Origin of the sequence: Paraburkholderia azotifigens (genome assembly GCF_007995085.1) — a bacterium.
Classification (GTDB): domain Bacteria; phylum Pseudomonadota; class Gammaproteobacteria; order Burkholderiales; family Burkholderiaceae; genus Paraburkholderia; species Paraburkholderia azotifigens.
The window spans coordinates 1,151,954-1,174,263 of the sequence record NZ_VOQS01000003.1 but is presented as its reverse complement, the minus strand read 5'-3'; the positions used below and the strand labels follow the sequence as shown (position 1 = coordinate 1,174,263).

Annotated in this window: 19 protein-coding genes; 3 read left to right on the top strand and 16 right to left on the bottom strand. The window is 63.7% G+C overall.

Annotated elements, in window-relative coordinates; all coding sequences use genetic code 11:
* Positions 1-103 precede the first annotated feature (103 nt).
* Positions 104-775, bottom strand: a complete 672-nt coding sequence (locus FRZ40_RS22465) for a glutathione S-transferase (protein WP_147235632.1) — start codon at positions 773-775, stop codon at positions 104-106.
* 209 nt (positions 776-984) lie between these two features.
* Between FRZ40_RS22465 and FRZ40_RS22460 the strand changes: the two genes are divergently transcribed.
* Entirely contained in the window at positions 985-1,359 is a 375-nt protein-coding gene (locus FRZ40_RS22460) for a MerR family transcriptional regulator (protein WP_028363798.1), read from the top strand.
* Here the strand turns inward: FRZ40_RS22460 and FRZ40_RS22455 are convergent.
* A complete protein-coding gene (locus tag FRZ40_RS22455; protein ID WP_147235631.1) occupies positions 1,349-2,137 on the bottom strand; it encodes an alpha/beta fold hydrolase in 789 nt (262 codons plus the stop codon). The genes FRZ40_RS22460 and FRZ40_RS22455 overlap by 11 nt on opposite strands.
* Before the next feature lie 80 nt (positions 2,138-2,217).
* Between FRZ40_RS22455 and FRZ40_RS22450 the strand changes: the two genes are divergently transcribed.
* A complete protein-coding gene (locus FRZ40_RS22450; protein ID WP_147235630.1) occupies positions 2,218-2,478 on the top strand; it encodes a hypothetical protein in 261 nt (86 codons plus the stop codon).
* A gap of 360 nt (positions 2,479-2,838) precedes the next feature.
* Here FRZ40_RS22450 and FRZ40_RS22445 read toward each other — a convergent pair whose 3' ends face one another.
* The 9 genes from FRZ40_RS22445 to FRZ40_RS22405 form a co-directional block, all read right to left on the bottom strand.
* Positions 2,839-4,062, bottom strand: coding sequence for a dienelactone hydrolase family protein (locus tag FRZ40_RS22445; protein ID WP_147235629.1), 1,224 nt, complete (start codon positions 4,060-4,062; stop codon positions 2,839-2,841).
* Positions 4,063-4,137: 75 nt separating this feature from the next.
* A complete protein-coding gene (locus FRZ40_RS22440) occupies positions 4,138-5,775 on the bottom strand; it encodes an AMP-binding protein (protein ID WP_147236763.1) in 1,638 nt (545 codons plus the stop codon).
* 74 nt (positions 5,776-5,849) lie between these two features.
* Positions 5,850-6,248 (bottom strand): RidA family protein, encoded by a 399-nt coding sequence (locus FRZ40_RS22435; RefSeq protein WP_147235628.1) that lies wholly within the window; start codon positions 6,246-6,248, stop codon positions 5,850-5,852.
* A complete protein-coding gene (locus FRZ40_RS22430; RefSeq protein ID WP_028363787.1) occupies positions 6,245-6,688 on the bottom strand; it encodes an acyl-CoA thioesterase in 444 nt (147 codons plus the stop codon). The genes FRZ40_RS22435 and FRZ40_RS22430 overlap by 4 nt, the downstream gene beginning before the upstream one ends.
* Entirely contained in the window at positions 6,685-7,884 is a 1,200-nt protein-coding gene (locus tag FRZ40_RS22425) for an acyl-CoA dehydrogenase family protein (protein WP_147235627.1), read from the bottom strand. Before FRZ40_RS22425 ends, FRZ40_RS22430 begins: the two co-directional genes overlap by 4 nt.
* A 2-nt stretch (positions 7,885-7,886) precedes the next feature.
* Positions 7,887-8,738 (bottom strand): enoyl-CoA hydratase family protein, encoded by an 852-nt coding sequence (locus tag FRZ40_RS22420; RefSeq protein WP_147235626.1) that lies wholly within the window; start codon positions 8,736-8,738, stop codon positions 7,887-7,889.
* Between the two features lie 28 nt (positions 8,739-8,766).
* The gene (locus FRZ40_RS22415; RefSeq protein ID WP_147235625.1) at positions 8,767-9,324 is read right to left on the bottom strand and encodes a MarR family winged helix-turn-helix transcriptional regulator; all 558 of its coding nucleotides are present in this window, start codon (positions 9,322-9,324) and stop codon (positions 8,767-8,769) included.
* Entirely contained in the window at positions 9,321-10,100 is a 780-nt protein-coding gene (locus tag FRZ40_RS22410) for an SDR family NAD(P)-dependent oxidoreductase (protein ID WP_028363783.1), read from the bottom strand. The genes FRZ40_RS22415 and FRZ40_RS22410 overlap by 4 nt, the downstream gene beginning before the upstream one ends.
* On the bottom strand, positions 10,100-12,472 hold the full coding sequence (locus tag FRZ40_RS22405; RefSeq protein ID WP_147235624.1) for a bifunctional salicylyl-CoA 5-hydroxylase/oxidoreductase: 2,373 nt from the start codon (positions 12,470-12,472) through the stop codon (positions 10,100-10,102). Before FRZ40_RS22405 ends, FRZ40_RS22410 begins: the two co-directional genes overlap by 1 nt.
* A gap of 236 nt (positions 12,473-12,708) precedes the next feature.
* Here FRZ40_RS22405 and FRZ40_RS22400 point away from each other — a divergent pair, with 236 nt between their 5' ends.
* Positions 12,709-16,044, top strand: coding sequence for a DNA-binding protein (locus FRZ40_RS22400; RefSeq protein WP_147235623.1), 3,336 nt, complete (start codon positions 12,709-12,711; stop codon positions 16,042-16,044).
* 22 nt (positions 16,045-16,066) lie between these two features.
* Here FRZ40_RS22400 and FRZ40_RS22395 read toward each other — a convergent pair whose 3' ends face one another.
* The 5 genes from FRZ40_RS22395 to FRZ40_RS22375 form a co-directional block, all read right to left on the bottom strand.
* Positions 16,067-17,383, bottom strand: a complete 1,317-nt coding sequence (locus FRZ40_RS22395) for a four-carbon acid sugar kinase family protein (protein ID WP_147235622.1) — start codon at positions 17,381-17,383, stop codon at positions 16,067-16,069.
* Positions 17,380-18,657, bottom strand: coding sequence for a ribulose-bisphosphate carboxylase large subunit family protein (locus tag FRZ40_RS22390; RefSeq protein ID WP_147235621.1), 1,278 nt, complete (start codon positions 18,655-18,657; stop codon positions 17,380-17,382). Before FRZ40_RS22390 ends, FRZ40_RS22395 begins: the two co-directional genes overlap by 4 nt.
* Positions 18,654-19,193 carry a VOC family protein gene (locus FRZ40_RS22385; RefSeq protein WP_147235620.1) on the bottom strand — a complete coding sequence of 180 codons (540 nt, stop codon included), beginning with the start codon at positions 19,191-19,193 and terminating at the stop codon, positions 18,654-18,656. Before FRZ40_RS22385 ends, FRZ40_RS22390 begins: the two co-directional genes overlap by 4 nt.
* 78 nt (positions 19,194-19,271) lie before the next feature.
* Entirely contained in the window at positions 19,272-21,170 is a 1,899-nt protein-coding gene (locus FRZ40_RS22380; RefSeq protein ID WP_147235619.1) for a TRAP transporter large permease, read from the bottom strand.
* 53 nt (positions 21,171-21,223) lie between these two features.
* On the bottom strand, positions 21,224-22,246 hold the full coding sequence (locus tag FRZ40_RS22375; protein WP_028363777.1) for a TRAP transporter substrate-binding protein: 1,023 nt from the start codon (positions 22,244-22,246) through the stop codon (positions 21,224-21,226).
* Between the last annotated feature and the right edge of the window lie 64 nt (positions 22,247-22,310).

Below are 22,310 nucleotides of genomic sequence, written 5' to 3'. Positions count from 1 at the left end.
GCGCTTTCAGTCTAGTCAGGGTCGGCTTGCGGCTGCAACCGTAAGCCGCGCGCGCATCGCTCTTCTACATACGACGATCGCAGGCTGCCAGAATCGACACGGTTCAGCTCAACAATTCGTATTTTCCGCCGCGTTCGAGCGCACGCTGATAGGCTGGCCGGGCATGGATCGTGTCGAGAAAGCGCGTGATGGACGGATATTTCGCATCGCGATTGCCGCGCGCCGTTGCCGCTTCGAGCGGAAAGCTCATCTGGATGTCGGCGGCCGTGAACGCGCTGCCTGCGAACCAGCCCGTCGCGCGCAGCGAATCTTCGATATAGCCCATATGCAGTGCGATTTGCGGATCGACGAACGAGGATTGCAAGGTGGCCGCGATCTTCTTCGCGATCGGTTTCGCGAAGAACGGCATCGGGGCACTGCCGATGCGCAACGCGATCAGCTTCAGCAACAGCGGCGGCATCGCGGAACCTTCCGCATAGTGCATCCAGTAGCGGAACTTCAGATGCTCGGCCGTGCCCGTAGCGGGCCCAAAGCGGCCTTGTCCGTAACATTCGAGCAGGTACTCGATGATCGCGCCTGATTCGGCGACCGTCTGGCCATCGTCGGTGATGACGGGTGACTTGCCGAGCGGATGCACGGCACGCAGTTCGGGCGGCGCGAGCATCGTCTTCGGGTCGCGCTGATAGCGCTTGATCTCATACGGCACGCCGAGTTCTTCGAGCAGCCACAGCACGCGCTGCGAGCGGGAGTTGTTCAGGTGATGGACGGTGAGCATGAGATTTGTCGTCTGGGATCAACCGGAATGATCAGGCGCATATGATAGTGCGCCTCGCTGTCTGTTGTTCTTCTTCATTCCGACTTGCGTCATTTGCTTCCTACACCCTGGTTCATGGACATCAGCTTGCTGCCGAGTATCGACTCTCTTAACATGAGTGATCAAATATCGACCGTTGAAATCGAGCAATGCTTGGCAAAGGATGAAGGATGAAAATCGGAAAGCTATCCAAGTTGAGCGGCGTGAGCCAGAGGATGATCAGATACTATGAAGAGCAAGGGTTGCTTTCTCCAGCGCGCTCTGATTCCAACTATCGTCACTATTCGAACGACGACGTGTGCCGGTTGGCGAGAATCCGGATCTTGCAGGAAGCAGGTCTTACGCTGAAGGTGATACACAGCCTGCTCCCATGCATGACAGATGATCCTTTGCTCTTCGAACCATGTGCGCTTGTGATCGACACATTGCTCGAAGAAAAGCAAAAGTTGGAAGACCGGATAAAGGTGCTCAGCGAATCACATGCCATTCTGAATTCACACTTGAATGGACTCCGTTCAGAACCACGTGTTGTCGTTACCGACTAAGAAACCCTTGTACGAGATTCAGAAACGCGTCAGGCGTTTCTAGCGGAGCCAAATGTCCGCTAGGCAGTTCTGCATATTCCGCGTTTGCAATCAGACGTGCCAACTCACGAGAGTGAGCAGGTGCGACCATATGGTCATGCGTGCAGCCAATGGCTAGCGTCGGACATTCGATCTTGCCCGTGCACGCGCGCGCATCCAGCTTGAGATCCAGTTCGACCTGCCGCTGCATGCCGTCCCAGCGATTCCCCATCACGATAGTCTCGGCGATCTCGTGCAGATCCTGATGCCGTTGTGCTGAAAGCCATGCAGGGCTAAAGCCCGTCAGCATGATGAGTTCTGCGGCGGCGCGGCGATCATGCTCGATGAGATTTCGCCACAAGCCGAACTGCAGACTCAGCCGGGAATCGGCAGACGACGCGAAGCCCGCCAGTAAGACGAGCCGTCGTACGCGCTGCGGATAGTGGGCCGCGAGATGGGTAGCGACGGCCGCGCCGAGCGAGAACCCAACCAGGTCGAAGCTACGGGATTCTGTCGCGTCGGCGACGGAGATGATCTGTTTCGCCAGCTTTTCCAGCGTCAGCGTCGTGCCGTCGTCGCGGGTTCCGGCGGAACCGGAGTAGTTGGGGCGTATCACCCGATACCGCTCGGCCAGTTGCGGCACCAGATGTCCCCAGTTGGTGTCGGCGTTTCCGCCCGTCCCATGCACCAGGACAAGGTCGGGACCGGACCCGTCCACGAGATATTCGATTTCTTCCGTGGCTGTTTTCAGTATTGGCATGAAGCTGGTCCTCGTAATCGATTAGCGGAACTCCAATCTAAAGTCTCACAGCCTCGTCAAGGTCAAGCACTTTCAGCTGCATGCGCGAGGAGCGGAGCCTAAGCCTGACTGGCAATCAACTTCGCGTCGTCGTCGCCCCGATGCCGACTTCGCTGCCGACGCCCGACAGCAACGCGCGCATCGTCCGTCGCGCGGGCTTTTCGATGACGCTATATGCCAGCTGGGACAGCGCAATGACGCCGCAAGCGAACAATACAGTGCAGACGGACATGGCTGTCTGGCTGGACATGCCCTTGGTTTCGCACCAGCGCTTGCACCGGGAACAGCGGATATCCACTTGATATGGCTTTCAGCGAATCCGGTACCAATAACCATAAAGCGCATCGGAGTGCTCCCGTTTCTCTTTCTCGCGAAAATCGCGAGCGTCGGAAAGAAGAGTAGCCCCTGCCAGCGCTGTCAAAGTCAAGGATAGCTAATGAATGTCTAATTTGCCGCGTGAACGACATTCTTTAATCGAGCCGGTATTCGGAATGTAGGTATTATCCGATCCGCCATATATACCAATTACAGGTCTGTCGGAGTCGAAATCAGACTGGGTGATATCTGGAAAATGGATCGATACGGGAATTGTCAATGCGATCAGCTTTATTCCGATCGCGGCAGGCCGCGCTGAAAATTGCCCGCGCGGCCTGCCGGCAGTCTCACTGCGACCACTTATCTCCCATCAGCCGATTCGATGGCAGCTTCTCATCCAGCAGCTTGCGCGCGCTTTCGATACCCGCCACGGGCAGTCCCTTCGGATCGAGCAGACCCACCTGCACGAGCACGGACGCCTGATCCCAATAGATGTGCTCGTTATACAGCTTGTCGCCGCGGAAGCACACGACAGCGAGCATCGGCACTTCGAAGTACTTGCCCGTCGGCGCGACGCCCGGCAGCAGCCAGTCGATCTCGCAGCTATGCGTGCACGCAAAGATGAACTCATCGACGATGCGATCGGAACCGATGGTCCGCGAAATCGGAATCAGCTTGGTGTCGGGTGGATTCGAGTTGACGAAGTGATTCGTATAGAAGCGCTTGAGGTTGTCGTACCCGACGCCGCCCGTCATCGTCGGCACATGGTTGACGTAGGGTTGTGCGACCATCGTCGGCATGACGGACTCGACATCGCGCGTGGCGAACTCGAAGTAACAGTGCTGCTCCCACAGGGTGTTCAGATCGTAGATCGGGCCGAGCACCTTGCGCAACAGCGCGAGCGTGCGCGAATAAGCCATCATCGCGGCCGGTTTGTCGTAGTGCGGGCGTGCCGGCGATGCGAATGCGTGATCGCAGCCGGCATACACATACTGCTCGATCTGCCGTTGCGCACCAAGCGCGGCCATGATCTGCTCGCGCGCAGCCGGCGGACAGTACGCATCGTTTTCGGCGAAATGAAAGACCATCGGGCAGCGAATGTTCTTCACTTCGTCGAGATACGCGTCGAGTCCGACGCCGTAGTAGCTCACCGCACAATCGACATCCGTGCGCGCCGCCGCAAGCAGCGCGAGCTTGCCGCCGAGGCAATAACCGATCGTGCCCACTTTGCCTTGCTGTTCGGGCAACGCGCGCAATGCATCGAATGTTGCGGCGATGTCCTGCACGGCCAGATCGACATCGAACTTCGCGTGGAAGTCGAGCGCGCGCCTCATGTCGTCGCCGTCGTAGCCGAGCACGACGTTCGGCTGCATGCGCCAGAACAGATCGGGCACGAGCACGACATAGCCTTCTTCGGCATAGCGGTCGGCTGTTTGCTTCAGATAGTCGTTGATGCCGAAGATCTCTTGCAGCAGCACGAGGCCCGGGCCGGACCCTTGCGCGGGACGTGCGATGTAAGCGTTGAAACGGCCGCCGTCGCGGGCGGCGATTTCGATAAAAGAACCGGCCATCAGTTGCTCCTCGATGATTGGACGAAGGGGACGGCACGCGCCTGGATTCGCTGTTATCGGATGGAGCAGGGTGCGCTACATCGCACGCAAGGCGAAGCGCTTGAGCTTGCCGGTTTCGGTGCGAGGCAGCGCGTCGATGAAGGCGACGACGCGCGGGTACTTGTACGGCGCAACGGTATTCTTCACGAATTCCTGCAACTCCGCGACCAGTTTCTCATCGGGGCTATAGCCCTTGTTGAGCACCACGAAGGCCTTCACGATCTGTCCGCGCGTGTCGTCAGGCACGCCGATCACGCCGCATTCGGCGACCGCCTTGTGCTGCATCAGCACGCTTTCCACTTCGGGACCGGAGATGTTGTAGCCCGCCGAAACGATCATGTCGTCGGCGCGCGCCTGATAGAACACATAGCCGTCTGCGTCGATATAGACCGAGTCGCCGGGCAGATTCCAGCCGTCGCGCACGAACTTGCGCTGGCGTTCATCGGCGAGATAGCGGCAGCCGGTCGGGCCGCGCACCGCGAGTTTGCCCAGCGTGCCGGCAGGCACGGGGCGCATGTCGTCATCCACGGCTTGCACGACGTAGCCCGGCACGGCCTTGCCGATTGCATGCGGCCGGACGTCGTGCCCCGCCGACGAGATGAAGATATGGATCAGCTCAGTCCCGCCAATCCCGTCGATCATCTCGATGCCGCTCGCTTCGCGCCACAGCGCGCGCGTCGAATCGGGCAGAGCCTCGCCAGCGGAAACCGTCTTCTTCAGCGACGCAATGTCGAAGCGCGAAATCAATGGCGCCATCTGCCGATAGAAAGTCGGCGCGGTGAACATCACAGTCGCGCGAAAACGCTCGACGTTCTGCAGCAGCGTTTCGGGCGTCTGCTTTTCGATCAGCACCGTCGATGCACCCGCGCGCAACGGAAAGCACAGCAGGCCGCCCAGTCCGAACGTGAACGCGAGCGGCGGCGTGCCGCAGAAGATATCGTCGGGCGTGGGCTGAAGCACGTGGCGCGGGAACAGGTCGCACATCGCGATCACGTCGCGATGGAAATGCATGCAGCCCTTCGGCGCGCCCGTCGTGCCGCTCGTGAAGGCGATCAGGCAGACATCGTCGGCGGCTGTGTCGCAGGCCTTGAATTCAGCGGGTTTCGATGCGGCAAGTGTTTCGAGCGAACCGGCTGCATCGTCGTGAAAGACCATTGTCTGTTCGAAACCGGGGCAGTAGAACTCGTCGCCCTGTGTCGAGCATCGCGCGAGTTCTTCTGTCAATCGCGTGTCGCATAGCGCTGCGCCGATCTGCGCCTTGTCGATGATCTGCTTGAGTTCCTTCGCGCGCAGCAGCGGCATGGTCGGCACGACAACGAGACCTGCCTTCAACGCCGCGAGAAACGCAACCGCCATCTGCAACGTATTCGGCCCGCGCAGCAGCACGCGATTGCCAGGCAGCAAACCCATTTCGTCGATCAGCACATGCGCGCTGCGATTGACCATCGCGAGCAGTTCGCCGTAAGTGGTCGCATGCGGCTTGCCGTCTATGTCGGACCAGATTGCCGGGCGGTCGCCATGGCCGCTTTCGACGGCACGATCGAGCAGTTCAGTCGCGCAGTTGAAGCGCGCCGGATACGCGACGTCCGGATTGTCGAGCAGAAACACGGGCCATTGATCCTGCGGCGGCAAGTGGTCGCGCGCGAAGCTATCGACGTGAGCTGACGGTTCCATCATGAAACTCCCCTGCTGAACGTGCGTGATGTGCGTGTGTGTGCGTGTTTGTGCGAAGCGGTTCGGTGCCGCGCCTAGTCGGTGATCACAGCGGTCGCTTCGATTTCGACCTTCGCGTCGTCCTCGATCAGCGCGACGACCTGCACCGCGCTCATTGCAATGTCGTAATCGCCGATCAGTTCGCGGAACGCGTGGCCGATCTCCTTCAACGCGTCGAGGTATTCGCGCTTGTCGGTGACGTACCACGTCATGCGCACGAGATGCCCAGGCTTGCCGCCCGCTTCGCGCAGAACGGCGAGCACGTTGCGCAATGCCTGCGTGGCCTGCTCGGCGAACCGGTCGCTCGTCATGCGCGCTTCTTCGTTCCAGCCGATCTGTCCGGCGATATACACCTGCTTGCCCGTCACCGCGACACCGTTCGCGTAGCCGCGCGGCTTGACCCAGCCTGCGGGCAAAAGCGGTTTCTTCTTCATGAGCGTTGCTCCTCGGATTGAACGGCGTGCGGCGCGAATGCCGCGAGCGCACTGGCGATGTCATCGGGAATGTCGATCGACTGGCCGCTCTCCAGCGATGTCGTGACAAGCACCTGTGCCGCGCGAAAGCGCACCTCGCCGGCGCAACGGGCGACGATTTCGATACCGATCGAACGGCGTCCGATGCGCGTGACGCCGAGTGCCAGCGTGACCGTTTCGCCCATGCGGCTAGGCTTCGAAAACTCGCATTCGAGCTTCACGATGGGCAGGCCGACGCGGCGCGCCTGGATCATGTGCGCGTAGTCGATCGAAAGACGCTCGTTGAACCATTCTTCTACGAGCATGTTCGTCATCACCAGATACTGCGGAAAATAGACGATGCCCGCGGGGTCGCAATGCGCGAAGCGGATGCGCACGGGCATGTCGAAGGTGGCGTTCATGACGCGCGCTCCTGTTCCTGCTGCGCGGCATGCGCCTTCAGCAGATCGCGTCCAACGATCAGCTGCTGCACTTCCGTCGCGCCTTCATAGATGCGCAGCGCGCGGATCTCGCGATACAGCCGCTCGACCGTGGTGCCGCTTTGCACACCCATGCCGCCCCACAGCTGCACGGCGATGTCGATCACCTGTTGCGCGCCTTCGCTCGCGTGCCACTTCGCCATTGCGGCTTCGCGCGTGACGCTTTCGCCCTGATCGCGCAGCCACGCGGCGCGATAGACGAGCAACGCGCTGCTGTCGATTGTCAGCGCCATCTGCGCAAGCTTTGTCTGCGTCAACTGAAAATCACCGAGTGTCTGGCCGAACATCTTGCGCGAGGCGGCGCGTTCGAGTCCTTCCTGCAACGCACGCCGCGCAAAACCAAGCGATGCCGCCGCGACCGACGTGCGGAAAATATCGAGCGTGCGCATCGCGATCTTGAAGCCTTCGCCGGGCGACCCAAGCATCTGGCTGCGCGGCACACGCGCGTTTTCGAAGTGCAGACGCGCGAGCGGATGCGGTGCGATCACGTCGATGCGTTCGGCGATCTGCAAGCCCGGTGTGCCGGCATCGACGATGAATGCGCTGATGCCGCGCGAGCCGGGCGCCTCGCCTGTTCTTGCAAACACGACGTAGAAGTCCGCAATGCCGCCGTTTGAAATCCACGTCTTGTCGCCGTCGAGAACATAGAAGTCACCTTCGGCGCGTGCTTGCAACGCCATTGCTGCAACGTCGGAACCTGCGTCCGGCTCGGACAGCGCAAACGCGGCGATGGCCTCGCCCTTCGCGACGCGCGTCAGATAACGTGTCTTCTGTTCGTGCGTGCCCGCAAGTGTGATCGCGCCGGAACCGAGCCCTTGCATCGCGAGCGCGAAGTCGGCGAGTCCGTCGTGCTTCGCTAGTGTTTCGCGCAGCAGACAGACAGCGCGCGTGTCGATCGTGTCGCCATGTCCGCCGTATTGCGTGCCGCCTACGCCATATTTCAGCCATCCGGCTTCGCCTAATGCGCGCACGAGCTGTCGGCATGTCGCGTCGGTATCGTCATGTTGCACATGCGCGAGATATTGCGCGGCCCATGCTTCGATGCCGCCGGCCAGTTTGCGATGGCGTGCTTCGAAGAAAGGCCAGGCCAATGCGCCGTGTGGATCGTCGTGCTTCAAGATCAATCTCCTTCGAACACGGGACGCGACTTCGCCGCGAATGCACGATACGCGCGCTCGAAATCGCGCGTCGTCATGCAGATGGCCTGCGCCTGCGCTTCGGATTCGATGGCTTCGTCGATGCTCATGCTCCATTCCTGATGCAGCATCTTCTTGGTCACGCCATGTGCGAACGTCGGACCGGCGGCAAGATCGGCGGCGAGCTTCGAGGCCTCGTCGAGCAGTGCTTCGGGCGCGCACAGCCGGTTGTAGAAGCCCCACGCGTAGCCTTCGTCGCCCGTTGCCGGGCGCCCTGTGTAGAGCAGTTCGGCGGCGCGTCCCTGACCGATGATGCGCGGCAGGATCGAACAGGCGCCCATGTCGCAGCCCGCGAGACCCACGCGCGCGAACAGGAACGCGAGCTTGCTGCGCGCGGTAGCGAGGCGCATGTCGGAGGCCATCGCGAGGATTGCGCCTGCGCCGGCGCATACGCCGTCAATGGCCGCGACGACCGGCTGCGGACAATGCCGCATCGCCTTGACGAGATCGCCCGTCATGCGCGTGAAGAGCAGCAGTTCGGGCATCGGCAGATCGATCAGCGGACCGATGATGTCGTGCACGTCGCCGCCCGAGCAGAAGTTTTCGCCTGCGCCATGCATGACGACGACTTTCACGTCGGTCGCGTAGGCAAGCTGGCGGAACAGATCGCGCAATTCGGCGTACGACTCGAACGTGAGCGGATTCTTGCGCTCGGGACGGTTCAGCGTGATCGTCGCGACGCCGGCCTCGACGGACCAGCCGAAGTGCTTCGCGTCATAGGTGGCGAGCGTCGTGCGATTGCCGGCCAGCAGGGCTTCGGCTGCGGATATGGTCATGGGTGTCTCCTCCTTTGCAGACATCGCGCTAGCTTTTGATCGTGTTCAGCAGATGCTGCTTGAGCTTGCCGAGCTTCTGATGCGTGCGCGATTTCTCGTCGAGATCGAGGCCGCCGAACATTTCGACAACCCATTGCTCGTGCGCGACGGCCATCCGGTCGAACAGCGCGCGGCCTTCGGTCGTGAGGCGCACGCTGGTCGAGCGGCGATCGTTCGGATCGGTGTCGCGCGCGACGAGCCCTTCTTTTTCCAGCTGATCGGTAATGCCCGTGATGTTGCCGCCCGTCACCATCAGACGGCGCGACAGTTCAGTCATCTTCAGCCCTTCGGGATGACGCTCCAGTTGCGCCATCAGATCGAAGCGCGGCAGCGTCGTGTCGAACTCGTTACGCAGACGCTTGCGCAATTCCGCTTGCACGAGATTGGTCGTGGTCAGCATGCGCAGCCAGAGGCGCAAGCCCATATGACTGTCCGCGCCCGTGCTCATTTCCATGTCCACGACGTTCTCCGCGGGTTTCTCGACGCCCTTGCGCGCCGGCTTCGATTCGATGGCGTCGGTGGTCTTCTTCTTGGCTGTGTTGCTCATGTGACTTCTCCGCCTGAAACGGAAATGGATTGACCGGTGATGGATTCGGAGCCGGGCATGCATAGCCACAGCACCGCGTTCGCGACTTCGTCGGGCGAGACGAAACGGCGCTGCGGGTTGTGGCGCACGAGGATGTCGCGTGCTTCCTGCTCGCTGCGCGAGGTCTTTGCGGTGATCTGGCCGAGCGAAGCGCGCAGCAGTTCCGTTTCCGTATAGCCGGGACAGACCGCGTTGACCGTGATGCCCTTCGTCGCGACTTCGAGTGCGAGGGAGCGTGTGAGCCCGATTACGCCATGTTTTGCCGCGCAATAAGCGGCGACATACGCATAGCCGATCTGTCCCGCCGTGCTCGCGACGTTGATGACACGCCCGTAGCCGCGTTCGAGCATCGACGGCAACACGGCGCGTGTGCAGAGAAACACGCCCGTCAGATTGACGTCGAGCATGCGCTGCCAGAGCGCGGCGTCCGTCTGAGCGAACGGCGCGGCTTGCGCCTGGCCGGCGTTGTTGACGAGTACATCGACAGCGCCCGAAATCGCCGCCGCTTCAGAAAATGCCTTGTTTACGGTACTTTCGTCGGCTACGTCGACACTGATACATGCCGCGACTTCGCCATACGCGCTCAATGTTTCCCGTTGTGCGGCGAGTCGTTGCGCGTCGCGGCCCATCAGCGTGACGCGCGCGCCCGCGCGAACGAGCGCTTGCGCCGTCGCTGCGCCGATGCCGCTGCCGCCGCCCGTCACGACCGCGTGCTTTCCTGCAAGCGTGGTGTCCATCAAACGGTTCCTTCTGCGCGCGCTGCGCGTTCTTGCGGCGACAGCCGCGCGTTTGCTGCCGCCTGCGCGCGCTCACGTTCGTAATTGCGTTCCAGCTGCGATTTGGCTGCCGTGTACTGCTTCGGCCAGTTCACGTCGAAGTAGCCGATCTTCGCGGCTTCGTTGAGCGTCCATGACGGGTTCGCCAGATGCGGACGCGCCACCGCGCACAGATCGGCACGTCCCGCTGCGATGATGCTGTTCACGTGATCCGCTTCGGAAATCGCGCCGACTGCGATGGTCGCGATACCGGCTTCGTTGCGGACGCGATCCGCGAACGGAGTCTGGAACATGCGGCCGTAGACGGGCTTTTCTTCCTTGCTGACCTGCCCCGACGACACGTCGATCATGTCGGCGCCCGCCGCCTTGAAGGCGTGCGCAATGGCGACGGCATCGTCAGGCGTCGTGCCGCCGTCGACCCAGTCGTGAGCGGAAATGCGCACCGACATCGGCTTGTCTTGCGGCCATGCTTTGCGCATCGCCGCGAACACTTCGAGCGGATAGCGCAGGCGGTTTTCGAGCGAACCGCCGTATTCGTCGCTGCGATGATTGGTGAGAGGCGACAGGAAGCTCGACAGAAAATAGCCGTGCGCGCAGTGCAATTCGAGCCAGTCGAAGCCCGCTTCTGCGGCCATTTCCGTGGCGCGTACGAATTGCGCTTCGATGTCGCGCAGTTCTTCGTGCGTCGCTTCGCGCGACCATTGGCTCACGCCGCGCAGATATTGCTGCGGCGACGCCGACACCAAAGGCCAGTTACCGTCGGGCAACGGCTGATCGATGCCTTCCCAGCTGACACGCGTCGAAGCCTTCGCGCCCGCGTGACCCAACTGCATGCCGATCTTCGCATCGCTTTGCGCATGCACGAACTGCACGATGCGGCGCCATGCAGCGAGATGCTCGGGCGCATACATGCCCGGACATCCCGGCGTGATGCGCGCTTCGGGCGACACGCAGGTCATCTCCGTCATCACGAGCGCCGCGCCGCCCATGGCGCGCGCGCCGAGATGCATCAGGTGATAGTCGCCCGCAATGCCGTCGACGGCGGAATACTGCGCCATCGGCGATACGACGACACGGTTCTTCAACGTCACGCCGCGCAGCGTGAACGGTGTGAACATGGGCGGAATGGAATGCTTTTGCGGTTCGCGTTCGATGCCCGCGCGTGCGGACAGCCAGTTTTCGAATGAAGAGAGATACGCGGCATCGCGTTCGCGCAGGTTTTCGTGCGAGATGCGCTGAGAGCGAGTCAGCAGCGAATACGCGAACTGCTCCGGCTCGAACGACGCATAACGCTCGACATGCTCGAACCATTCCGTCGAATTGCGCGCGGCGTTCTGGATGCGCAGCACGTCGACGCTGCGCACGTCGGTGTAGTGAGCGAGCGCGGCGGCGAGATCGTGCGGATGCGCGTCGATGCTGTTCGCGAGTTCGATCGCGTCTTCGAGCGCGAGCTTCGTGCCGGAGCCGATCGAGAAATGCGCGGTGTGCGCGGCGTCGCCCATCAGCACGACGGGTACGCGCTTGCCGCGCGCGCATGTTTTCCAGTGCACCCATTCGCGATTGACGACGCGCGGAAAGCGGATCCATTGCGACGAGCCGCGCAGATGGCTTGCGTTCGACATCAGCGGATTGCCGTCGAGATACTTCGCGAAGAGCCGCTCGCAGAACGCGATGCTGTCTTCCTTGCTCATGTCATCGAGTCCGGCGGCACGCCACACGCGTTCCGGCGTTTCGACGATGAACGTCGAAGTCTGATCGTCGAAGCGATAGGCATGGGCCTGGAACCAGCCCCATTCGGTCTTTTCGAACGCGAACGTGAAGGCGTCGAAGAGCTTCTTCGTGCCGAGCCACACGAAGCGGCAATCGCGCATGTCGACATCGGGTTGATAGGTGGCGGCGTATTTCTGGCGGATCGCACTGTTCAAGCCGTCGCTGGCGATGATGAGGTCGGCGTCGTAGTCGTCGTCGTTCGCGACCTGGGTTTCGAACACCAGCCTCACGCCGAGTGCTTCGCAGCGTTCCTGCAGGATGTTCAGCAGGCGCTTGCGGCCGATGCCGCAAAAGCCATGTCCCGACGAGCGCACCTGTGCGCCGCGAAAGTTGATTTCGATGTCGTCCCAGTGATTGAAGGCTTCGAGGATCTTGTCGGCGCTGTCAGGGTCGGCGGCACGCAGATTGCCTAGCGTCTGGTCGGAGAACACGACGCCCCAGCCGAAGGTGTCGTAAGGCCGGTTGCGCTCGACGACGATCACCTCGTGCGCCGGATGCCGACGCTTCATCAACAACCCGAAATACAGGCCGGCCGGGCCGCCGCCGATACAGACGATGCGCATGCTGCTTCCCCAACGTGTGTGCTCGCCTTTACTTTAGGTTTTGATAGTTTAGGTGTCAAGTAAATTTCCGCCGGGCGGATTTCATGACCGGAAGACGCTGAACCGATCCGCCATCAAGCGTCGCAAATGCTTGCTGGATGTGCATTGGCACGCTTCTTCCATCGCGAAGAGCGCCGAACGTAGTAACGTATCGAAAAATTGGTCTTTCGCCCGGCCAGTTGATTCTTGAGGCGCTTATGTCCACAGACGCAGACACCACCATGATTGACGAGCAGGTCGCAGCCATTGCCGACCGCATGACGGAAGAAGGCCGTCTGGTTTCCCCTGTCACCATCTGGGCGGAGGTCCGCGGCGGTTCGATCGTCGCCGTTGCCGCCGCCCTGCAACGCTGGCGCGAAGCGCGCGAGCCGCAGATTCTGCCGGCCCAGCCCCAGAAAGCCTTGCCGGGCGAGTTTGCGGAAACCTTGATGGAAGTCGCGCGCCGGATCTGGATGGCATCCCAGGACGACGCCGGGCGGATGCTCAGCGTCGGGCTGGGCGCGGCGAGCCAGCAGGTCGACGTGTTCCGCAAGGAGCGCGACGAGGCGCTCGCCGCCTATCAGAAGACGGGCGAAGAAGCCGAATCGGGGCGCGAACGGCTGGACGGCTTGCGCAACGACCTGCGGGCGGTGCAGGACTCCGCGACCCAGGTGAAGGCCGAGCTTGCGGCTGCGAACGCCCGGGCCGAGGCTGCGGAAGCGAATATCGAGGATCTGACCCAGCGGGCAACGTCGGGCGAGGCGAAGCTGGCCGAGATCCAGGCGTCGCTCGAAGATCAGCACCGGGCCAACGAGTGGCTCGCCGCGACGGTTTCGAACAAGAACGAAGAGATCGCGCGGATCAGCCGGGAGCGCGACGACGCGCGCCGGCAGGTCGCGACGCTCGACGAAGCGTGCCAGGCGAAATCGGAGGAAGCGGAGCGCCTGTCGCAGGAAGCCAGCGAGGCCGTGTCGCGTGCCGACGCGGCGACGGCTCAGGCGAACGAGAGCGCCGCGCGTCTCGTGACCGTCGAGACCGACCTGAGCGACACCCGCCACGCCCTCGCCACCGAGCGCGACATGGCCCTGGAGCATGCCGCCGAAGTGGCCGGGCAGCGTGCGGAACTGGAGCGCATCGGACGCGATCTGGACGAAGCGCGTGCCCAGGTCGGCGCGCTGACGGAGGCGCAGACGCTGGCCGATGCCCAGCTGGAGCAGGCGACGCAGGCGGCATCCGCCGCGAATGAACGTGCGGACGCCGAAGGCCAGCGCGCCGCACAGCTCGAACAGAGCCTGACGGTCGAGCGCGAGGCCACCGCGGCTCAGCGCGACGAACTGCAGCGCGTGACGCAGGAACTCGACGGCGTGCGAACGCAACTGACCTTGCTCACTGAGGCGCAGACGGCGGCGAAGCATCGGGCCGAGGCCGCCGAGCAGCGCGCCACGCAACTGGAGCAGAGCCTCGCTGTCGAGCGAGAGGCGACGGCGGCGCAAAGCGACGAGCTTCAGCGTGTCACGCGCGAACTGGACGACGCGCGTGCGAAGATCAACGGGCTGACGGACGCGCAGACGGCCGCCGCGGCGGAACTGGCGCGCGTGACGCAAGACGCGTCGTCGGCGAAGGAAAGGGCCGATGCGGCGGAGCAGCGCGCGGCGCAGCTCGAGCAAAGCCTCGCTGCGGAGCGCGAGGCAATGGCGGCGCAGAGCGACGAACGGCAACGCATCGCGCGTGAACTCGACGAAGCACGTGCGAAGATCGACACGTTGACGGCGGCGCATGCGGCTTCGAGTGCCGACGTAACGCGCCTGACTGAGGAAGCATCGGCGGCAAAGGAACAGGTGTCCGCGCTGGAGCAAAGTCTCGCCGCCGCGCGGGAAGTCACGGCGTTGCGCACCAGCGACTTGCAGCGCGCCACGCAGGAACTCGAAGGAGCGCGGACGCAGATCGACGCGCTGACCGAGTCGCAAGCCGCGGCCGGCGCCGAACTCGCGCGCGTCGAACAGGACGTGACGGCTGCGACGGAACGGGCTCAATCGGCCGAACAGCGTGCTGCTCAACTCGAGCAGAGCCTTGCAGCCGAGCGCGATCTGGCCGCAGCGCGCAGCGCTGAAGCGGCGGCTCAGTTCAGCGCTCAGACCAGCGAACTGCAGCGCGTCACGCGGGAACTCGGCGAAGCGCGCAACGAGATCGATACGCTGACGCAAACACTCGCGACAGAGCGCGATGCGGCCACGGCACGCATCGCTGAAACATCGGCGCAACTGGACGAAGCCCGCAAGGAATCCAGCGCGCTATCCGAGGCACAGACGACGGCCAATGCAGAACTGACGCGGCTGACGCAAGACGCATCCGCGGAAAAGGCGCGCGCTGACGCAGCCGAACGGCAAGCGGCCCAACTCGAACAGACGCTGGCAACGGAACGCGAAGCCGCCGCCGCGCGCAGCAACGACGCCGCGGCGCAGCACGAGGAGTTGCAACGCATCACACGCGAACTGGACGAAGCCCGTTCGAAGGTCGATGCCTTGACGGGCGCGCAGACATCCGCTGACGCCGAATTGAAGCGGCTGACGCAGGAAGCATCCGCGGCGACGGAGAGGGCGGATGCAGCCGAACGGCAAGTCGCTCAACTGAACCAGGACCTCACGTCGGAACGCGACGCAGCATCGGCGCGCGGCGCGGAAGCGTCCGCGCAACGCGACGAGCTGCAACGCGCCAAACAGGAACTCGACGAAGCCCGCAAGCAGATCGATACGCTGACGCAAGCGCAGACATCGGCGAGTTCCGAATTGAAGCGCCTCGAACAGGACGCCTCGGCGGCAAAGGAAAGAGCGGAGGCGGCCGAACGGCAGGCAGCCCAATCGGAGCAAAGCCTTGCATCCGAACGCGCAGCGGCTGCCGCGCGCAGCGACAAGGCGTCGACGCAACTCGACGAACTGCAGCGCGTCGCACGCGAACTCGACGAAGCGCGCGCGCAGATCAGCGCGATGAGCGAGTCGCAGACGGCGGCCAGCGCCGAACTGGCGCGCGCAACGCAAGACGCGTTCGCCGCGAAGGAACGCGCCGATGCAGCGGAACAGCGCGCAGCCGAACTCGCGCAAAGTCTCGCCGGGCGGCCTCGCGAACAGGCCGCAGCGAAAGGTGCGCAGGCGGGTGCGCAGGCGGGCGAGCAAGCGGGCGAGCAGCAGGGCGGTATCGACATCGCGGAAGAGATCGCGTCCTTGCAACGCCAGCTCGCCGCGCAGTCGAAAGCCCACACGAAGGCCTACAACGATCTGCGCGCGAACGCCGATCAGTGGGTGACGTATGCGAAGGACATCAAGCAGCGGCTCGAGCAGGCGAACGAAAAGATCCTCTTCATCGATGCGCGCAGCACGGGCGAAGTCGCGCTGCTGCGCAGGCTGTCCTTCGAACTCGAGCGGCTCAAGCCCGATCACGAACTGGTGTTCCGCGAAGCGCAGAAGAAGCTGATCGGCGCGACGATGACGCAGCAGTTGGCGCAGAAGGGCTATTCGTACGACCCGGCGACGGCTGTGATGTCGAAGGTGGAGGGCTGACGCCCAACACCCGAAGCGCGTTTCAGCCGGTGATCAACCGTTCGAGGATGTCGATCTCGCCCATCTGTCCGCCCTTGAACATGATCTCGATGCCGTCGAGCGAAGGCTCGTCGGCGTGCAGACGGCATACGGTGGCACCCGTCGTCAGCGGGGCGCGATAGGACAGGCCCCAGGCGTCCAGCGCCTGCACCGCGTGGCTCGACGTGTCGCCGCCCGCAATGCCGATGCGTCGCGGACTGGCTGCGCGCACCACATCGCCCAGCAGCGCCGCGCACGCTTCAGCCGTCCGTGCGCGGCTCGCTTCCTGTTGTGGCGCGTTGGTCGCCGATGCCGCCGGGCGTCGCGTGAAGGCCAGCACATTGCGTCCTTCGCGCAACATGTCGACGATAGGCGCCGCGCTGAAACGCGGCGGGCCGCCAGCCGATTCGAGCGGGTCGAGTTCGATCTTCCAGTACGAGTGGGTGGCTTCGATCTGCGCGGCCGTCGTCGGCGAGAGGCTGCCTGCGAGAACGAACACGGGCCCTTGTGCGCGGCCTAGCGGCGGCGTCTGATGCTCGCGCTGCGCGAGCGCGGCATCGGCGGCACACCATGCCTGAGCGACGCTGCTCGCACCCACTGCCAGCAACGGTGCGCGGCGCGAGCGCGCTTCGATCAGCTTGCCGAGCGTGCGCAGGTCGTCGTCGCACAACACGTCGAAGAGAATTGCAGGCGAGCGCAGTGCGATTTTCGCGTCGACCATCGCATCGAGTTTCGCGAACGGCAACGAATAGGCGCGCCAATCCACCGACGCCACGTCGCGCAAACCCTGTCGTTCCAGATGCAGCCGCAGATCGGCCTCGTTCATCGGCGTGACGGGATGACGGCTCATCGTCGGATGACGGTCGATCCGATGAATCGCGTGCGTGTCGCTGCCTGCCGCCGCGAACAGTTGCCCAAACACGCAGTAACGCAGCAACCCTGGCTGGCCGCCGACGACAGGCACGAACGGATTCGTGAACACGCGGCGCAGCGTGGCGATAGCCGTCGCGATGTTGCCGGCTTCGGGCGCGCTGTCGAAGGTGGAGCACACCTTGTAGTGCATCACGCGCACGCCGAGCGACGCGAGGCAGGCGCCTGCGCGTGCAAGTTCCCCGGCCATCGCGGACGGCGGCATCGCGCGCGCGGCGCCCGCAATGCCGATTGCGTCGAGCGGACCGACGCTGTCGAGCCGCGCGCGGTCCGGCGGCGCAAGAAACAGCAGCGTCCTCAGGCCGGCGCGAGCGAGATGCGCGAGCGTGTCGGTCGCGCCCGTGAAATCGTCGCCATAGAAGCCGTACTGCACGGCGCCGGATGCACTCATGTCCGTTCACCGAAGAATGCGAGCGCGGCCTGCAATTCGGGCGCGTGCTTTGCATGATCGTGCAGCGGCGTGTGCGATTGCGCGGCGTCCCACGCCTGCCGGACGCTGCGCACGCCCGCCGCCGGCCCGTCCGGATGCGCGAGCACCCCGCCGCCCGACATGAAGAGCAGATCCGTGCTGCCGACCGCGTCGAACGTCGCGGGCACTGTGCCCGCCCACTGGCCGGACGAGAATGCGGGCAGCACGCGGTCGTCGAGTCCTTCGGCGAGCGGCGTCGCGCAATCGCGCGCGGACTCGCTCACTTCGGCATCGCTTTGCGCGAACTTGCCCGCAAGTCCATGCACGTGCATATGATCGACGCCCGCGAGCCGCCAGAGCGTCTGATACGCCTGAAAGCCAATGCCAAGCGCGGCGTCGCGCGACATCATGCCGTAGCCGTTGCGATGCGCGTGCAGCGCGAGCGGCGTCGCGCGGCGCAACGCCTGGATCGCGGAGAAGCCGCACCAGTTGATGCTCGCCATCACGCAGTCGCCTTCCTCGCGTTCGACGAGTTCCGCGTGGCGGCGCATCGCGTCGACATCATCGGTGATGTTGAAGGCGACCATCACGCGCTTGCCCGAGCGCTCACGATAGGCGCGCACTTCGCGCATCACGGCGCGCACGCGTTGATCTAAAGGCGCATGCAGCGGATTCGCGCAGACCTCATCGTCCTTGATGAAATCGATGCCCGCTTCGCACAGCGTCTTGACGAGCTGCGCGGTCTCCCCGGCGGACAGCCCGACGTTCGGCTTGATGATGGTGCCGACCATCGGCCCGTTTTGCACGCCAGTCAGACGACGCGTTCCCGCTACGCCATGCTCGGGCATGTCGAAGCGTTCGCGATACGCGCGCGGCACGCGCATCGACAGCAGCCGCATGCCCGTCACTTCGCCCAGGTCGTACAGATTGCCCGCGACGGTGGCGGCGAGCGTCGGCAGATTCGCGCCGATGTTCGCGACGGGAAACGCCAGCGTGACGCGCGCGCGCCTGAAGGGTCCATCGATGCGTTGCCGCATGAGCCACGCGCTCGGCAGCGACGCGTGCGGCGCAGGCTCGAGTTCCTCGATGCGCAGCACGCTCGCGCGGCTGCGCGCGCGCAATTCGTCGCTTTCGTTGGCGACGCGCACGAAGGTGCCGCTCGACTGTTCGCCTGCCATCGTGTCCGCCACTTTCGCGAGATCGAGCGGCGTCTCGACCAGGTAGTCGGCTTCGATGCTGTCGTCGCGTGCGTTCATAGCGTGTTCAGATCGGGAAACGGACGCACGGCGTCGCGTCCGTCCCAGTTCAGCGACGCGCCGCGGATCAGGTCGAACAGCTTGCCTTTCGGCCCCGCGACTTCCGACAGCTCGATCACCGTGCCCGGATGCTGCTCCGTGTCGAAGTAGACGAAGCGCCCGTTCTTGCCGACGTTGCCGCTCATCGCAACCTTGAAGCCCTGTTGCAGCAGACGTTCGAGATCGGCATCGAACGATGTGGTCCAGTATGCGTTGTGCTGCAAGCCGGTATGGCCCGCGGCGAGAAAGTCGCGATACATCGACGGCGCGTCGTTGCGCGTCTGGATCAGTTCGACTTGCAGATCGCCCGAATTCGCGAGCGCCACCGAGTTGTGAACCTCGTAGCGTTCGCCGTGGTACCGATAATCCTCGATCGGCACGCGCTCGTTATAGAACCACGGGCCGACGCCGAGCACGCGGCTCCAGTGATCCATTGCCGCTTCGATGTCGCGCACGACGTAACCGGCCTGGCGGATTTCGCCAAAAAAACGACTCATGAAGACACTCCCGATGCGAAGAAGGGATCGTGAAGAACTGCCTGACGGTTGATGCGCCAGATGGGAACGGAGTGGCGCCTAAAGGAAGCCGGTCGATATCCACGGAACGAACGCGACGAGAATCAGCCCGAGCACGAGTGCGCTCATATAGCCGATGATCGGCCGCATGCCCGCGTCGGGATTGATGCGGCTCACCGCGCACGCCGAGTAGTAGCCGACGCCGAACGGCGGCGAGAAGAGGCCGACGCCCATCGAGAGAATCACGACGATCGCGTAGTGCACTTCGTTGACGCCGGCGGCGCGCGCAATGGGGAACAGCAGCGGGCCGAACAGCACGATGGCGGGAATACCTTCGAGCACGCTGCCGAGCACGATGAACACGACGATCGACAGCGCGAGAAATGCCCACGAGCCGCCCGGCAGCGCCGTCATCAACGCGGCCAGATCCTGCGAGAAGCCCGATTGCGTGAGCGCCCACGCCATCGCCGTCGCGCAGCCGATGATGAAAATGATCGCGCCCGACAGCGTCGCGGCATCGACGAGCATGCGGGGCAAGCGCGACCACTCGAAGCGCCGGTAGACGAACAGGCCGATGAGCACCGAATACGCGATGCCGATCGTCGATACCTCGGTTGCAGTCGCGACGCCTTCGACGACCGCGCCGCGAATCACGAACGGCAGCGCGAGCGCGGGCAACGCCACGATGAACATGCGGCCGATCTCGCGTCGATTGAAACGCTGCGCATGGCTCAAGTCTTCCTTGCGATAGCGCAGCCACACGACGAAGCACAGCATCAGCGCGAGCACCAGCGCGGGCAGCATGCCCGCCGTGAAGAGCGCGGAAATGGACAGGCCCGTGACCGAGCCGATCGTGATGAGCACGATGCTCGGCGGCACGGTTTCCGTTTGCGCGCCTGCCGTCGACAGCAGCGCGACGAGATCGCCTTCGTCGGCGCCGCGCCGTTTCATTTCAGGGAACAGCACGGGCGCGATCGCGGCCATGTCGGCGACCTTCGAGCCCGAGATGCCCGACACCAGATACATCGTGCCGATCAGCACATACGACAGGCCGCCGCGTACATGGCCGACGAGGCTCGCGAGAAACTGGATCATTGCGCGCGCCATGCCCGTCATCTCGATCATCAGGCCGAGGAACACGAACAGCGGCACGGCGAGCAGCACGAGATGCGACATGCCTTCGTCCATGCGCCCGACGATCACTTCGAGCGGCGTGTCGGTGGTGAGGCTCAGGTAGCCAAAGGTTGCGAGCGCGAACGAAAAGCAGATGGGCACGCCGGAAAAAATGCCGACCGCGACCACGCCGACGAAGAAGATCAGCAGGTTCGCCTTGCCGAGATCGGGCAGTGCGGGCGCGGCCCAGGCGACGACGCCCGCGACGATGACGACGAAAACGAGCGCCGCTAGCATGTCGCGCATACGGCTCACCTGTGCGAGCCTCATCAGCCCGACGAGCAGCATCAACGCCGCACCGACGGGCAGCGCGGACGCGCGCCATGCATCGCTGATCTGCAGTGCGGGCGTGAGAATGACCGCTTCCGCTGCAGCGAAATCGTAGGCGGGCCACAGCACGAGCGTGAGCAGCGCGATCGATAAAACGATGGCGAGCGTGTCGACGAGCGCGCGCCGCTGCGGCGACAGGCGGCTGACGAAGGCCGTCATCCGCATGTGCTCGCCGCGCCGCAATGCGAGCACGGCGCCGAGCATCGACAGCCACAGGAACAGAATGCCTGCCAGTTCATCCGACCACACGAGCGGCTGATGCAGCGCGTAGCGGCACACGACACCCGCCAGCAGCACGACGATTTCAACGGCAAGCAGCAGCGCACACGCACCTTCGACGAGCGCGATCACCGCGCGATCGAAGCGCCGCAGCCAGCGTTGCGGGCCGCTTGCGGCGAACTGCGCAGCCGCCGTGGGATCGGCGAGGGCTGCGTGCGGCAGTGCTTGATCCGTCATGTCGGTCTCTCCCGTCAACGAAGCGCGCGATGTGTGCGGCACATCGCGCCGACTCACGCGAGCTTGCCCGTGTAGCCTTCCAGCAGCGACCACGCCTCGTTGCCGAAGCGGTTCTTCCAGTCGGCATAGAAGTTCGCTTGCCGCAGTGCCGAGCGGAACGTGTCGGGCGACGGACGATTGATCGTCAGACCCTTGGTTTGCAGATCGGCGACGGCGGCATCGTTGAGCTTGCGCACGTCGTCGCGCTGACGCAGCGCGGCCTGGTTGAATGCATCGGCCGTGATGCCTTGCAGGTCCTTCGGCAGCTTTTGCCACGCACGCTGGTTCAGCACGAACCAGAAGCCGTCCCAGATGTGATTCGTCAGCGAGCAATACTTCTGCACTTCATAGAGCTTCGCCACCTGCACGATAGGCAGCGGGTTCTCCTGTGCATCGACGATATGCGTCTGCAGCGACGAATAGACCTCGCTGAATTGCAGGCTCGTCGGCGCGGCGCCGAGTCCCTTGAACATGTCGATGCTCAACGGGCTGACGGGCACACGGATCTTCAGGCCGTGCATGTCCGATGCGTTGGCGATCGCGCGCGTGCTCGACGTGGTCTCGCGAAAGCCGTTGTCCCACATCTTTTCGAACGATTCGAGGCCGGCCTTCGACATCGCGGCGCGCACATACGCGCCCAGCTTGCCGTCCATCGCGCCCCACACCTGCGAATAGTCGCTGAACGCGAAGCCGATCGCGTTGATGGCGGCGACGGGCGCGAGGGTCGACACGACGAGCGCGGACGGCGTGAACATTTCGATGCCGCCGCTGCGCACCTGCGCGAGCATGTCGGTATCGCCGCCGAGCTGGTTGTTCGGGAAGATGCGGATTTCCATGCGGCCTTTCGACTGCTCCTTCACCTGATCCGCGGCTTCCTTCGCGCGGATGTTGAGCGGGTGCGTGAGCGGCAGGTTGTTGCCGTACTTGAACGTGTATTGCGGCGCAGCGGCACGGACGATGGCGGGAAACCCGAGCGCGCCGGCGACGGGTGCCGCCGCTGCCGCGCGCAGGAGCGAGCGCCTGACGAGATTGGTCATTCGAATGTCTCCTTTTCTGCCGGGCTGCGCGCGTTGGCGATGAACCCGGTCGCTGCGTTTTATG